The organism is Micromonospora inositola, from assembly GCF_900090285.1.
Lineage (GTDB): Bacteria > Actinomycetota > Actinomycetes > Mycobacteriales > Micromonosporaceae > Micromonospora > Micromonospora inositola.
Genome location: NZ_LT607754.1, coordinates 2,468,202 through 2,480,419, shown reverse-complemented (window position 1 = coordinate 2,480,419; position 12,218 = coordinate 2,468,202). Strand labels below are relative to the sequence as shown.

13 protein-coding genes are annotated in these 12,218 nt (G+C 74.2%); 4 read left to right on the top strand and 9 right to left on the bottom strand.

Features of this window, described 5'->3' with window-relative positions; all coding sequences use genetic code 11:
• Positions 1-17: 17 nt before the first annotated feature.
• Positions 18-677 (top strand): LuxR C-terminal-related transcriptional regulator, encoded by a 660-nt coding sequence (locus GA0070613_RS11905; RefSeq protein ID WP_089012353.1) that lies wholly within the window; start codon positions 18-20, stop codon positions 675-677.
• Positions 678-696: 19 nt separating this feature from the next.
• On the opposite strand, the gene GA0070613_RS11900 is transcribed toward GA0070613_RS11905, so the two are convergent.
• From GA0070613_RS11900 to GA0070613_RS11890, 3 genes are read right to left on the bottom strand one after another with little or no spacing between them, the layout of a single operon-like run.
• Positions 697-1,347 (bottom strand): HAD family hydrolase, encoded by a 651-nt coding sequence (locus tag GA0070613_RS11900; protein ID WP_172875799.1) that lies wholly within the window; start codon positions 1,345-1,347, stop codon positions 697-699.
• Positions 1,348-1,379: 32 nt separating this feature from the next.
• The gene (locus GA0070613_RS11895) at positions 1,380-1,634 is read right to left on the bottom strand and encodes a glutaredoxin family protein (protein ID WP_089012351.1); all 255 of its coding nucleotides are present in this window, start codon (positions 1,632-1,634) and stop codon (positions 1,380-1,382) included.
• The gene (locus tag GA0070613_RS11890) at positions 1,624-3,306 is read right to left on the bottom strand and encodes an AMP-binding protein (RefSeq protein ID WP_089012350.1); all 1,683 of its coding nucleotides are present in this window, start codon (positions 3,304-3,306) and stop codon (positions 1,624-1,626) included. Before GA0070613_RS11890 ends, GA0070613_RS11895 begins: the two co-directional genes overlap by 11 nt.
• A 507-nt stretch (positions 3,307-3,813) precedes the next feature.
• On the opposite strand from GA0070613_RS11890, the gene GA0070613_RS11885 reads away from it, so the two are divergent.
• The 3 genes from GA0070613_RS11885 to GA0070613_RS11875 all read left to right on the top strand — a co-directional run bounded on the left by GA0070613_RS11885 (position 3,814) and on the right by GA0070613_RS11875 (position 6,949).
• On the top strand, positions 3,814-4,788 hold the full coding sequence (locus tag GA0070613_RS11885) for an ECF subfamily RNA polymerase sigma factor, BldN family (protein ID WP_089012349.1): 975 nt from the start codon (positions 3,814-3,816) through the stop codon (positions 4,786-4,788).
• A 287-nt stretch (positions 4,789-5,075) separates the two neighbouring features.
• The gene (locus GA0070613_RS11880; protein ID WP_089012348.1) at positions 5,076-5,954 is read left to right on the top strand and encodes a DUF5667 domain-containing protein; all 879 of its coding nucleotides are present in this window, start codon (positions 5,076-5,078) and stop codon (positions 5,952-5,954) included.
• A gap of 119 nt (positions 5,955-6,073) precedes the next feature.
• Positions 6,074-6,949 (top strand): HAD family hydrolase, encoded by an 876-nt coding sequence (locus GA0070613_RS11875; RefSeq protein ID WP_089012347.1) that lies wholly within the window; start codon positions 6,074-6,076, stop codon positions 6,947-6,949.
• Between the two features lie 15 nt (positions 6,950-6,964).
• Here the strand turns inward: GA0070613_RS11875 and GA0070613_RS11870 are convergent, their stop codons facing one another.
• The 6 genes from GA0070613_RS11870 to GA0070613_RS11845 all read right to left on the bottom strand — a co-directional run bounded on the left by GA0070613_RS11870 (position 6,965) and on the right by GA0070613_RS11845 (position 12,166).
• Positions 6,965-7,837, bottom strand: coding sequence for a lysophospholipid acyltransferase family protein (locus tag GA0070613_RS11870; protein ID WP_089015905.1), 873 nt, complete (start codon positions 7,835-7,837; stop codon positions 6,965-6,967).
• A gap of 323 nt (positions 7,838-8,160) precedes the next feature.
• The gene (locus GA0070613_RS11865) at positions 8,161-9,234 is read right to left on the bottom strand and encodes an NAD-dependent epimerase/dehydratase family protein (protein ID WP_089012346.1); all 1,074 of its coding nucleotides are present in this window, start codon (positions 9,232-9,234) and stop codon (positions 8,161-8,163) included.
• 120 nt (positions 9,235-9,354) lie between these two features.
• A complete protein-coding gene (locus tag GA0070613_RS11860) occupies positions 9,355-9,456 on the bottom strand; it encodes a 30S ribosomal protein bS22 (protein WP_007465623.1) in 102 nt (33 codons plus the stop codon).
• 211 nt (positions 9,457-9,667) lie between these two features.
• Entirely contained in the window at positions 9,668-9,877 is a 210-nt protein-coding gene (locus tag GA0070613_RS11855; RefSeq protein WP_089012345.1) for a helix-turn-helix domain-containing protein, read from the bottom strand.
• Positions 9,878-10,097: 220 nt separating this feature from the next.
• The gene (locus GA0070613_RS11850) at positions 10,098-11,282 is read right to left on the bottom strand and encodes an ABC transporter permease (RefSeq protein ID WP_089012344.1); all 1,185 of its coding nucleotides are present in this window, start codon (positions 11,280-11,282) and stop codon (positions 10,098-10,100) included.
• Entirely contained in the window at positions 11,279-12,166 is an 888-nt protein-coding gene (locus GA0070613_RS11845) for an ABC transporter ATP-binding protein (protein WP_231929757.1), read from the bottom strand. Before GA0070613_RS11845 ends, GA0070613_RS11850 begins: the two co-directional genes overlap by 4 nt.
• Positions 12,167-12,218: the final 52 nt, after the last annotated feature.

Sequence of the window (12,218 nt, the reverse complement as noted above, 5' to 3'; positions counted from 1 at the left end):
TGGTAGACACCGGAACCATGCGGGTGGTGATCGCGGACGACGCCGTGCTGCTCCGGGAGGGGCTGGTCCGGCTGCTGACCGAATCGGGACACGAGGTGGTGGCCGCCGTCGGTGACGGCGACGCGCTGGTCGAGGCGGTGGTGACGCACCGGCCGGACGTCTCGGTGGTGGACGTCCGGATGCCGCCCTCGCACACCGACGAGGGGCTCCGGGCCGCGGTGGAGGCACGCCGGCTGGTGCCGCGTACGCCGGTGCTGGTGCTCTCCCAGTACGTCGAGGTGTCGTACGCCGACGACCTGCTGGCGACCACCGGCGGGGCCGGCGGCGGCGGGATCGGCTACCTGCTCAAGGACCGGGTAGCCGCGATCGACGAGTTCCTGGACGCGCTGGCCCGGGTGGCCGCCGGTGGCACGGTGCTCGACCCGGAGGTGGTCGGTCAGCTGCTGGTCCGGCGCCGCCGCGACGACCCGCTGCGGGAGCTGACCCCCCGCGAACGCGAGGTCCTCGCGCTGATGGCCGAGGGCCGCTCCAACACCGCCATCGCGAGGACCCTGGTGGTCAGCGACGGCGCGGTCGAGAAGCACGTCCGCAACATCTTCACCAAACTCAACCTCCCCCCGGACGCCACCCACCACCATCGCCGCGTCCTCGCCGTCCTCACCCACCTCCGCGCCTGACCCTTGGGGTCGGGGCCGGTCAGGCGAGGGTGCGGGCGAGGTTTACGGCCTCGGTGAGGGTGTCGGCGGTGGGGTGGGCGGAGGCGCGGAGGCGGGTGGGGTCGGAGAGGCCGCCGGTGTAGAGGACGCAGGCGGCCCCGACGCTCGTGGCCGCGTCGGCGTCGTCGAGGGAGTCGCCGATCAGCACCACCCCACCGCCGGACAGGCCCAGCTCGGCCAGGTGCTTCTCCAGCCACTCCGCCTTGAAGCCGCCGCCGACCGTCGACCGCAGCCCGTCCACCCGGGTGAAGTGCGGGGTCAGGCCGTAGGTGTGCACGGTCGGCACCAGCTCGTCGTGGAACCACATGGACAGCAGCGACTGGCTGCCCGGCCAGGCCGCGATCGCGGCCGTCGCGTCGGCGGCCAGCGCGCAGCTGGTCAGCTCCGCCCGGTACGCGTCGTGGAAGATCCGGTCGAGCCGGCCGAAGGCCTCGTCGTCGATCGCCCGGCCCAGCATCTCGGCGTAGTAGGCGGCGACCGGTCGGCGGAACCGCACCCGGTGCTCGTCGGCGCTGACCGCCGGCCCACCCGCGCTCGCGAAGGCGACGTTGGTCGCCCGGACCACCAGGTCCAGGTCGTCGAGGAGGGTGCCGTTCCAGTCCCACACCAGGTGGCGCCGCACAGGGGTCATCGCAGCACCATAATCGAGCCCGCCGCGGGGGATCAGAGCTGTGGGGTGGTCAGGTCCCGCAGCAGCCGCTCCTCCTCGACCCGCCAGTAGCCGTGCTCCTTGCCGTCGAGGAGCACCACCGGCAGCCGGTCGCCGTACTCGCGTTCCAGCTCGATGTCGCCGGTGACGTCCTTCTCGATCCACCGGTCGCCGGTGACCGCCACCACCCGGTCGAGCGCCACCTTCGCGTCCTCGCAGAGATGGCAGCCGGGCCGGGTGATCAGGGTGAGCCGGGCGTCAGTGGACATCGGGTACCTCCGTGCGGATCTCGGTCGGCGGCGCCGGGGACGGCACCGGAGGCGCCGACGGGCGGAGCTGCGTCTTGCGTACCTTGCCGATCGCCGAGCACGGCAGCGTGTCGACGAACTCGACAGCGGTCGGGCACTTGAACCGGGCCAGGTTACGGGCGCAGTGGGCGAGCAGGTCCGCCTCCGTCACCGTGGAGCCGGGCGCCCGCACCACGTACGCCCGGACAGTCTCCCCGGTCCGCGGGTGCGGCACCCCCAGGACCGCCGACTCGGCCACCTGGGGATGCGCGTCCAGCACCAGCTCCACCTCGTGCGGGTAGACGTTGAAGCCGTTCACCAGGATCAGCTCGCCGAGCCGGTCGACCAGGAAGAGGTCGCCGTCGGAGTCGGCGTACGCGACGTCGCCGGTGGCCCACCAGCCGTCGCCGTCCGGGCCGCCCCGGCCCTCCGGCCAGTAGCCGGTGAACAGGTTCGCGCCCCGGACCACGATCTCGCCCGGGTCGGTGCCCGGCCCGTCGTCGGTGAGGTCCGGCTCGTCCGGGTCGTCCTCGGGCGCGGCGACGCCGTCCCGCCACAGGTCGACCCCGTCGGGCCCGACCAGGCGCACCTCGACGCCGGGCAGCGGACGGCCGATCGAGCCGGGCTTCGGCTCCCCGGCGACCAGGGTGGAGGTGAGCACCGGGGCGGTCTCGGTCAGGCCGTACCCGACGTGCTGCGGGCGCCCGGCGACCTCGGCGAACCGCGCCGCGGTCGCCCTCGGCAGCGGCGCCGCGCCGCAGACCGCCACCCGGACCGACGCCATCGCCGCCACCACGGTGTCGCGGTCCGCATCGGCCCAGGCCAGGAACATCGACGGTACGCCGACCAGCACGCTGACCCGGTGCCGGGCCAGCTCGGCGAGCGCCCCGGTCGGGCCGAGGTCGTCGACGAGCACCCCGGTCGCGCCGTGGTGGACGGCCGCCCCCAGCCCCGAGTTCAACCCGTACGCGTGGAAGAGCGGCAGCGCGAGCAGCACGGTGTCGTCGGGCCCGACCACCGGCGGGGTGATCCGGCCGACCTGCTCGTGGTTGGCGGCCAGCGCCCGGTGCGACAGCATCGCGCCCTTGGGCCAGCCCTCGGTGCCCGAGGTGTAGAGCAGCACCGCCAGCTCCTCGCCGCCCCGGGTCGGGAACGCCTCCGGGGCGTCACCTTCGGTCACCGGCGGGGCGGTGTGCACGGCGGTCAGCGCGGGCAGCTCGGCGACGAGGCCGGCGACCCGGTCGCGCACCTCCGCGGCGCAGATCAGCACGGCGGCGCCGGAGTCGGCGAGCACGTGCCGCAGCTCCCGGGCGGTGAGGCCGGGGTTGACCGGCACCGCGACCAGACCGGCGCGCAGCACCGCCAGGTAACTGACCACGAAGTCCGGTGTGTTGCCGAACGACACGGCCACCCGGGGCGGGTGCCGGTCGCCGGGCGGGCCCGCCGGCGCCGAGGCGGCGAGTGCCCGCGCCGTGGCGGTCACCGCGGCGTCCAGTTCGGACCAGGTGAGGGTGTGGTCCCGCCAGTGCAACGCGGGGCGGTCCCCGTGGGCGAGCGCCGCCCGGCGGAGCCGGTCGGCGAGGTTCGGCGCGGAGCTGTCGGCTGCGTCCTGCACGGTGGCTGAGTCTGGCACAGCGGCGGGCCGGCCGGCCATGCCCACGCGTCCGTACGTCGGGGCGGCCCGTCCGGTCCCCCGGACGGGACCGGCGAGGGGACACCGGACTCCTCCCCCCAGGACCGCCGGCGCCCGCACCGGAAGCGACAGCGCGACACGCCGAAGGGCGGGCCGGAATCGCTCCGACCAGGACTTTCCACTCCGGACCAGTCTCCGCCGGCAAAGTCAACCGCACACGACGGACAACCGGTCCGCCATTCGTGCGACAGGGAGGGAAATACTTCCGCCCTGTGTAACGGACTTGCCACGCGCGGGTGACGTTGGCCCTATCATCACTCGGGTCGGCTCACCCCATTTGCCGTGAGTCGACACCCCTCAGCCCGAGGAGGCCCCCGTGCCTGTGAGCGCATTGGACCAGCACCTCAAGGGGATCTGCCGCCCGTCGGCACGTCCCGGACCGGCCCTGCCCGACCGGGGCGTACCCGGTCCCGCCGCGACGCCGCGGCAACCGGTGCGGCCGCGCACCGCGCGGATCGGGGAGGCCCGGTGACCACCTTCGGTTACGCAGAGCGGCCGGCCGGCCTGACCGGTCCGACACCGAGGACGCCGGTCAACGAGCGGCTGGAGCAGACGCCGCGCGGCGCGGCGGAGGGCTCATGGGGCCTCGCCGTCCGCGGCGATGGCGCGCGTCGGGTCCGCAACCGCCCGCACCACAACGAGGCCCCGCCCCGACCGGCACTGCCGGCTGGCAACGCGAGCCGGGTCGGCGCGCCGTCCCGCCCGACCATGCCCGCGCAGGGCCGCCGGAACGCGGAGATGCCGCCGCCCGCCGACCCGTCGACCACCGAGACGGCCGTCCTGCCGGCGGTGCCGGCCGCGGACACGGCCGTGCTGCCCGCGGTACCCGCCGCGCCGGCCCCCGCCACCGGCTTCCCGAGCCGCCCCGACCCGTCGGACCCGGCCACCGAGGTCTGGACCCTGGTCGAGCGGGCCCAGGCCGGCGAGGCCGAGGCCTTCGGCCTGATCTATGACCGGTACGTCGACACCGTCTTCCGGTTCGTCTACTTCCGGGTCGGCAACCGGCAGCTGGCCGAGGACCTGACCTCCGACACCTTCCTCCGGGCGCTCAAGCGGATCGGAAGCTTCACCTGGCAGGGCCGGGACCTCGGCGCCTGGCTGGTCACCATCGCCCGCAACCTGGTCGCCGACCACTTCAAGTCCGGCCGCTACCGCCTCGAGGTCACCACCGGCGACGTGCTCGACGCCGACCGGGAGGACCGCGGGCCGGAGGGCAGCCCGGAGGCCGCGGTCGTCGAGCACATCACCAACGTCGCCCTGCTCACCGCGGTCAAGCAGCTCAACCCGGAGCAGCAGGAGTGCATCGTGCTCCGCTTCCTGCAGGGCTTCTCCGTGGCCGAGACCGCCCGCGCGATGGGCAAGAACGAGGGTGCGATCAAGGCGCTGCAGTACCGGGCGGTGCGGGCTCTGGCCCGACTGCTGCCGGACGGCTTCCAGCCCTGAGAGACGTGGTTCGCGCTGGCCCGCCCCCTACCGCAGGCGGGCACGCGGCGCCACCCCTCCGTGACGACGATCACTCTTCGTGATTTCGCCTCCGCCGGCCCCGTAACCGCCACCCGGCGCGAACCGTTTCTCCGGGTGCGACCAGTGGTTGTCCCGGCGTCCCCCGGGCCACCCGGTCCGGCGGGCACGGTCGACCAACCTGGTCGCCCGTCGGCGTCACGCTGCCACCGGTCGCTGCTGACGAATACGGCCGCACCGGCCGTGACCAGCGAGAGGAGGTGCCTGCGGTGGACAGCGACCTCTTCTCCCGTCGGCGCGCCGAGCGCTTCGCACAGCTCCTCGACGAGGCCAACGGCGGCCGACGTCACCACATGCGCTCCCGGGTCGACGACGAACTCGCCACGCTCGTCGCGGTCGGCCAGCGGCTCACCGCCGGCCGACCCGACGTCGAGGTCGGCACGGAGTTCCGCACCGGGCTCCGGGCGATGCTGGTGGCCACCGCCGAGCGGGAAGGCATCGGCGCCCCGGCGGCGGCGAACACCCAGACCGCCGCGGCGGCCGGCACCGGGACCCGCGGCTCGCTCCTGCCGGCGGTCACCGCCCGGCGGGCCCGCGCCCGGGGCGCGATCCTGGTCGGCATCGCCGCGGGGGCCGTCGCCCTCTCCGGCATCTCCGCCGCCAGCGAGAACGCGCTGCCCGGCGACGCGCTCTACGGCATGAAGCGCTCCACCGAGCGCGCCCAGCTCGCCCTGGCCAGCTCGGACATCAGCCGCGGCCAGCTCTTCCTCGACTTCGCCCGGACCCGGCTCGACGAGGCCGCCACGGTACGCGACGACCGGATCGGGTTCAGCGCCGTTCTCGACGACATGGACGCGGACACCCGTCAGGGCGTACGGCTGCTCACCACCGTCGCGACGCAGCGGTCCGACCCGGCCGGCCTGGACGCGGTCAACGTCTTCGTCACCGGCCAGCGCCGGGCGGTCAGCGGGCTGCTCGACCGGACCGACCACGTCGAACGGGACCGCACCGGGCGCTCCCTCGCCCTGCTCGACGCCGTACGCAAGCGCTCCGAGGCGCTTCGCGCGGCGATCGCCTGCGGGCTGCCGACGCCCACCGCCAGCGACGCGCTGGGTCCCGCCCCGGGCACCTGCCCCGGCGGACGCTGACCCGGCCGGCGCGGCAGCCGTCCACGCCACAGTTCTCCGCACATACGACCGGCCGTCACCGGTGTCCGGCTACTCTCGCCGTGGAGCACGTGTCGCGGTCGTCAAGCGGAGGAGGTCGCGTGGCCCGCACCCGAAAGGTCACGGTCAGCACCGACGTCCACGGCCACACCGCCGGCTGGTCGGAGACCGAGCAGGCGCCGCCGGCCACCCCCACGCCCGACCCCACCGCGGCGGCCTTCTTCGACGTCGACAACACGATGATGCAGGGCGCCTCGATCTACTGGTTCGCCCGCGGGCTGGCCGCCCGCAAGTACTTCACCACCGGTGACCTGGCTCGGTTCGCCTGGCAGCAGGCGAAGTTCCGGCTGCTCGCCACCGAGCACGCCGGGGACATGTCGCAGGCCAAGGAGGCCGCGCTCGCCTTCATCCAGGGTTGGCGGGTGGCCGACGTCGAGCGGCTCGCCGACGAGATCTTCGACGAGCTGATGGCCCCGCGGATCTGGGCAGGCACCCGCAAGCTGGCCCAACGCCACCTGGACGGCGGCCAGCGGGTCTGGCTGGTCAGCGCCGCCCCGGTGGAGATCGGCCGGGTGATCGCCGCCCGGCTCGACCTGACCGGCGCGATCGGGACGGTGGCCGAGGTGGTCGACGGGGCGTACACCGGGCGGCTGGTCGGCGACCTCATGCACGGGCCGGCCAAGGCCGAGGCGGTGACCCAGCTCGCCGCGGTCGAGGGGCTGGACCTGGCCCGCTGCGCGGCGTACAGCGACTCCGCCAACGACCTGCCGATGCTCTCCACAGTGGGGCACCCGGTGGCGGTCAACCCGGACCCCGCCCTGCTCCGGCAGGCCCGCGAGCGTGGCTGGGACGTCCGGGACTTCCGCACCGGCCGTCGCGCGGTCAAGATCGCCGTACCGTCCACGGCCGCCGCCGGGCTGGTCGCCGGGGCGGTCTCCGCCGGCCTCGCGGTGCACCGCCGCCGCCGGACCCCCTGACGGCGGCGCGTCCCCTCAGGGACCGAACGGGTCGGGGCGTCGTTCGAGGAGCCGGTGCAGGGTCTGCTGGATGGTCTCCCGCACCTGGTCGGCGAGGTTGAAGACGACCAGCGGGTCGTCGGCCGAGTCGGTCAGGTGCGCGGTGGGAATCGGCGGGCAGAACTCGATCAGCCACTTGCTCGGCAGCGGCACCATGCCCAGCGGCCCGAGCCACGGGAACGTCGGCGTGACCGGAAAGTAGGGCAGTTTGAGCAGCCGGGCGAGGGGCTTGATGTCGGCGAGCATCGGATAGATCTCCTCGCCACCGACGATCGCCACCGGCACGATCGGGGTGCCGGTACGCAGCGCCGCCGAGACGAAGCCGCCCCGGCCGAACCGCTGGAGCTTGTAGCGGTCGGAGTAGAGCTTGCCGACGCCCTTGAAGCCCTCCGGGAAGACGCCGACCAGCTCGCCGTTGCCGAGCAGCCGCTCGGCGTCCGGGCTGCAGGCGACCGTGCCCCCGGTCTTGCGCGCGATCTCGGAGACCACCGGCATCCGGAAGACCAGGTCGGCGCCGAGCAGCCGCAGGTAGCGGCGCGCCGGGTGCTGGTCGTGCAGGGCGGCGGAGAGGATCAGCGCGTCCAGCGCCACCGTGCCGGAGTGGTTGCCGACCACCAGGGCGGGCCCGTCGGCCGGCACGTTCTCCAGGCCGCCGACCTCGGTGCGGAACCAGTCCCGGTAGAGCAGCCGGACCAGCGGGTGGAACACGGCGTCGGTGAGGTCGGGGTCGAAACCGAACTCGTCGACCTCGTAGTCGCCGGAGAGCCGTCGCCGCAGGAAGGCCAGCCCGCCCGCGACCCGGCGGTCCCAGTGGTCCCGCCGGTCCGGCACCGCCGGCCCGGCCGGCACCACCGCCCCGTTGTCGTCCGGCGTCGTCCCGACCGGCTCGGCCGGCGCCGGGTCCGGGCCGCCGGTCGGTTGGTCCGCCACGACGGACGGCTCGTCCGTCGCGGCCGTGTCCGGCTCGTCCGTCGGGGCCGTGTCCGGCTCGTCCGTCGCCGCGGTGTCCGGCTCGTCCGTCGCCGCGGTGTCCGGCTCGTCCGTCGTCGCCGGGGGGTCGACGGCGGCCGCCGTCGTCCGGTGGTGTCCGTTGCGCCGCGCCGGCTCCGCGTCCGGCCCGGCCACCTTCAGCGGTACGCCGTACCGGCCCTCGCGCCGCTCGTCCTTGCCGGTCACGACCGCTCCCGCACGGCCGAGCGGACCTGCCGGATGCCCTCCAGCACCAGCTGCTCGGCTGCGGCGAGCTGATCCCGGCTCACCACCACGCCACCGTGGTGGGCGCGGATGAAGTCCTCGAACGCGGCGGCGGTCGAGCGCGGCGTGAAGCCGTACTCCCGTTCCAGTCTGGTGGTGTCCACCACCCGACCGTGCACGAAAAGGTCGACCTGGTCCAATCCGTAGCGTCCGAAGCCCAGGTTGCGGGCGATCGCCGCCGCGCCGGAGAGGCCGGGCTCCAGCACCGGCATGGCCACCCGGCCGGCCCGGCGGATCGCCTGGGAGAGGGAGAGCACGCCCGGGCCGGCGACGTTGTACGTCCCCGGGTGCTCCTCGACGATCGACCGGTGCAGCACCTCGAGCGCGTCGTCGAAGTGGACGAACTGCAGCCGCGGGTCGCGGCCGAAGACGGTGGGCACCACCGGCTGGGAGAAATAGCGGGTCAGCGTGGTGTCCGCGGTGGAGCCGATGAACGGCGCGAAGCGCAGCACCGTGGCGGTGACGTCGGGGCGGCGGCGGCGGAAACCGCGGACGTACCCCTCGATGTCGAGGATGTCGCGGCCGAAACCGCCGCGCGGCACCTCGCGCGGCTCGGTCTCCTCGGTGAAGACCGCCGGGTCGCGGAACGACGCCCCGTACGCGGCGGTGGACGAGCGGACCACGAGCTTGCGCAGCCGGGGCGCCCGCTGGCAGGCGGCGAGCAGCTGCATGGTGCCGATGACGTTCTGTTCCTTCATCGCCGCCCGGCCGCCGTGCTGCTGGTCGGGGGCGCTGACCAGGGCGAGGTGCACCACGGCGTCGACCTCGAGGTCGGCGAGGAGGCCGCCGAGCGAGTCGAGGTCGAGGCGGATCCGTTCGACCCGGTCGAGCAGGTCGGTGAACTCGGGGCCGGGCGTGGCCGGGTCGACGCCGATGACCCGTTCGATCCGGGGGTCGGCGGCGAGCCGGGCGGCGACGTGGGCGCCGAGGTAGCGGCCGACCCCGGTCACGACGACGACCCCCGGAGCACCTGGGGTGCCACCGGGGGTCATGTCGTGCGCCTTGCCTGGCAGGCGGGATCGAGCCGGGACGTTCGCGGCCTGATCACCTGAGCCTCCGAGAGTCGACAGTTGGCAAGTGGTGCCGGATGCCGGGCCGTGGCCCGGCCCCGGTCACTTGCCGAGACGGCGACGCTGGACGCGGGTCTTGCGCAGCAGCTTGCGGTGCTTCTTCTTAGCCATGCGCTTGCGGCGCTTCTTGACCACCGAGCCCATACGACGACAGCCTTTCGATGCAACGTGCGGGGCGGACCGGGAGACACCACCGCGGGTGGCGTCGGTGACCGCTTGCGGACAACGGACCGGACCAGCGTGGTGGGCAGGGCGCACCAGGGTGCGGTCACGGTCGGGGTCCAGGGTAGCCGGAGTGCGTCAGCAGGACCAACGCGCCCCCGTCGATGCCCGTTACGTCGCACTCGGCGGTGCGTCAGGCGGTTTCCTGAAACGCGCCCCGGAGATACTCGTGCACGGCGTGTTCGGGCACCCGGAACGACCGGCCCACCCGTACCGCGGTCAGGTCACCGCTGTGCACGAGACGGTAGACCGTCATCTTGGAGACCCGCATGACCGTCGCCACCTCGGCGACGGTCAGGAACCTGACATCCGACAGTCGACCGTCGGACTGCGACGCGGCCATGGCTCACCGACCCATTCCCGTGCCCGGCGCGTGCCACCGGACGGGAGCTCCCGCCAGGACGGGCAACGCGCGTGTTACCAGTACGGTAGCGGGACGGCTGTGACCGGCGCGATCCCTTCCTGCAACTGATCATGGGTGGGACGAGGTTTCCCCGGCGTTGACCTGGTGTTTTCCTCCCCGATGGGCGCCTCGTCCCGTTGCCGGGACCGCCCACCCGACCTCACTCGGCGTGCAGCGCCACCACCGGGTCGAGGCGGCCGGCCCGCTGGGCCGGGACCACCCCGAAGACGATGCCGACGGCGGCGGAGACCCCGAAGGCGAGCGCCAGCGACCACCAGGTGATCGCGGCCGGGATCGGCGAGACAGCGTCGACCAGCAGCGCGCCGCCCACGCCGAGCGCCATCCCGGTCAGCCCGCCGATGGCGGTGAGCAGCACCGCCTCCAGCAGGAACTGCACGCCGATGTCCCGGGGCCGGGCGCCGACGGCCTTGCGCAGGCCGATCTCCCGGGTCCGTTCGCGGACCGACACCAGCATGATGTTGGAGACCCCGACCCCGCCGACGAGCAGCGAGATGCCGGCGATGGCGGCCAGCACGCCGGTGAGCACGCCGAGGATGTCGCCCAGCACGCCGAGGATCTGCTGCTGGGTGACGGCGCTGAACTCGGTGTCCGGGTGTCGCCGGGTCAGCTCGGCGACGATCCGGTCGCCCAGCTCGCCGATCCGCTCCCGGTCCGGCGCCTTCACCGCGATGCCGTCGATGCGCTGGGTGCCCCAGAGCCGCTGCGCCGCGGTCACCGGCACGTGCACCTCGTCGTCCCGGTCCACCCCGAGACTCTGCCCGAGCGGCGCGAAGACGCCGATGACCCGGAACCGCACGCCGGCCAGCGCGACCTGCTGGCCGAGCGGATCCCGGTCGGGGAAGAGCGCCTTCGCGACGGACGAGCCGAGCACCGCCACCCGACGGCTGGTGTCCACGTCCGCCCCGGTGAGGTAGCGGCCCCGGGCCAGTGACCGGGTGAAGACCGTCGGGGTGTTCTCCAGCACCCCCTGCACGGTGGTGAAGTCCGACCGGTTGCCGGCCCGCGCGGTGGCCCCGGAGGCGATGGTGACGGCCACCCGGCCGGGGTCGCCGACCACCCGGGAGACCGCGTCGACGTCCTTCAGCGTCAGCGGCGAGACCACCGGGGCGGTGCCCACGTCGATCCTGCCGGGCACCACCAGCAGCAGGTTGGAGCCGAGCCCCTCGACCTGCTGTTCGACCTTCTGCTTGGTGCCGGTGCCGATGGCGACCAGCAGCACCACCGAGGCCACCCCGATGATCACGCCGAGCATGGTCAGGGCGCTGCGCATCCGGTTGGCCCGCAGCGCGTCCAGCGCCACCCGCCAGGCCTCGGCCACCCTCACGACGCGCCCCCGGTGAGGCGCGGAAGGCGCCCGGTGGCTCCGGCGGCGCCACCGGAGCCACCGGACGGGTGCCCCGGGCCGCTTCCGGACACGGACCGGGACTCCGCGCTGGGAGCGGCGTCCAGTGTCTCAGGTCGACGCTCGTGGTCGGACAGCGGTCGATCATGGAGCCGGTCGCCGCCCGCCGTGACCGTGTCGGAGCGGACCACCCCGTCCCGCACGGCGATCCTCCGGCGGGCCCGGGCGGCCACCTCCTGGTCGTGGGTGACCATCACCAGGGCCGCCCCGGACTCGGCGTTCAACTGTTCCAGCAGCTCCAGCACCGCCTCACCGGTCGCGGTGTCCAGGTTGCCGGTCGGCTCGTCGGCGAGCAGCACCGCCGGGTCGGTGACCAGCGCCCGGGCGATCGCCACCCGCTGCTGCTCGCCGCCGGAGAGCTGGTTGGGCCGGTGGTGCAGCCGGTGCCCCAACCCCACCCGGCCGAGCATCGCCGCCGCCCGCTCCCGCCGCTGCCGCGCGCCGATCCCCCGGTACACCAGCGGCAGCGCCACGTTGTCCACCGCGGACGTCCGCGGCAGCAGGTGGAACGCCTGGAAGACGAAGCCGATGGTCTCGTTGCGCAGCGTCGCCAACTCCGGGGCGGAGAGCGTCGCCACGTCCCGGCCGCCGATCACCAGCCGACCGCCGGTGGGCCGGTCCAGGCCGCCGAGCAGGTGCATCAGGGTGGACTTGCCGGAGCCGGACGGCCCGATCACCGCGACGTAGTCGCCGGGCGCGATGGTCAGCGACACGCCGCGCAGCGCCGGCACCGAGACCCCGTCCAGCTGGTAGGTCCGGGACACGTCGACCGCCTCGATGGCGGGCACCCCGGCCGGGGGCGTCACCGAGCCGGCCTTCGTTCGCGACCGCGGGCTCGCAGGACCGGCTCGCTCCTCG

Bases quoted from the DNA above. Each gene is read 5' to 3' on its own strand.
- GA0070613_RS11905 (WP_089012353.1), top strand. From the start codon at position 18: ATGCGGGTGGTGATCGCGGACGACGCCGTGCTGCTCCGGGAGGGGCTG.
- GA0070613_RS11895 (WP_089012351.1), bottom strand. From the start codon at position 1,634: ATGTCCACTGACGCCCGGCTCACCCTGATCACCCGGCCCGGCTGCCAT.
- GA0070613_RS11890 (WP_089012350.1), bottom strand. From the start codon at position 3,306: ATGGCCGGCCGGCCCGCCGCTGTGCCAGACTCAGCCACCGTGCAGGAC.
- GA0070613_RS11900 (WP_172875799.1), bottom strand. From the start codon at position 1,347: ATGACCCCTGTGCGGCGCCACCTGGTGTGGGACTGGAACGGCACCCTC.
- GA0070613_RS11860 (WP_007465623.1), bottom strand. From the start codon at position 9,456: ATGGGCTCGGTGGTCAAGAAGCGCCGCAAGCGCATGGCTAAGAAGAAG.
- GA0070613_RS11865 (WP_089012346.1), bottom strand. From the start codon at position 9,234: ATGACCCCCGGTGGCACCCCAGGTGCTCCGGGGGTCGTCGTCGTGACC.
- GA0070613_RS11855 (WP_089012345.1), bottom strand. From the start codon at position 9,877: ATGGCCGCGTCGCAGTCCGACGGTCGACTGTCGGATGTCAGGTTCCTG.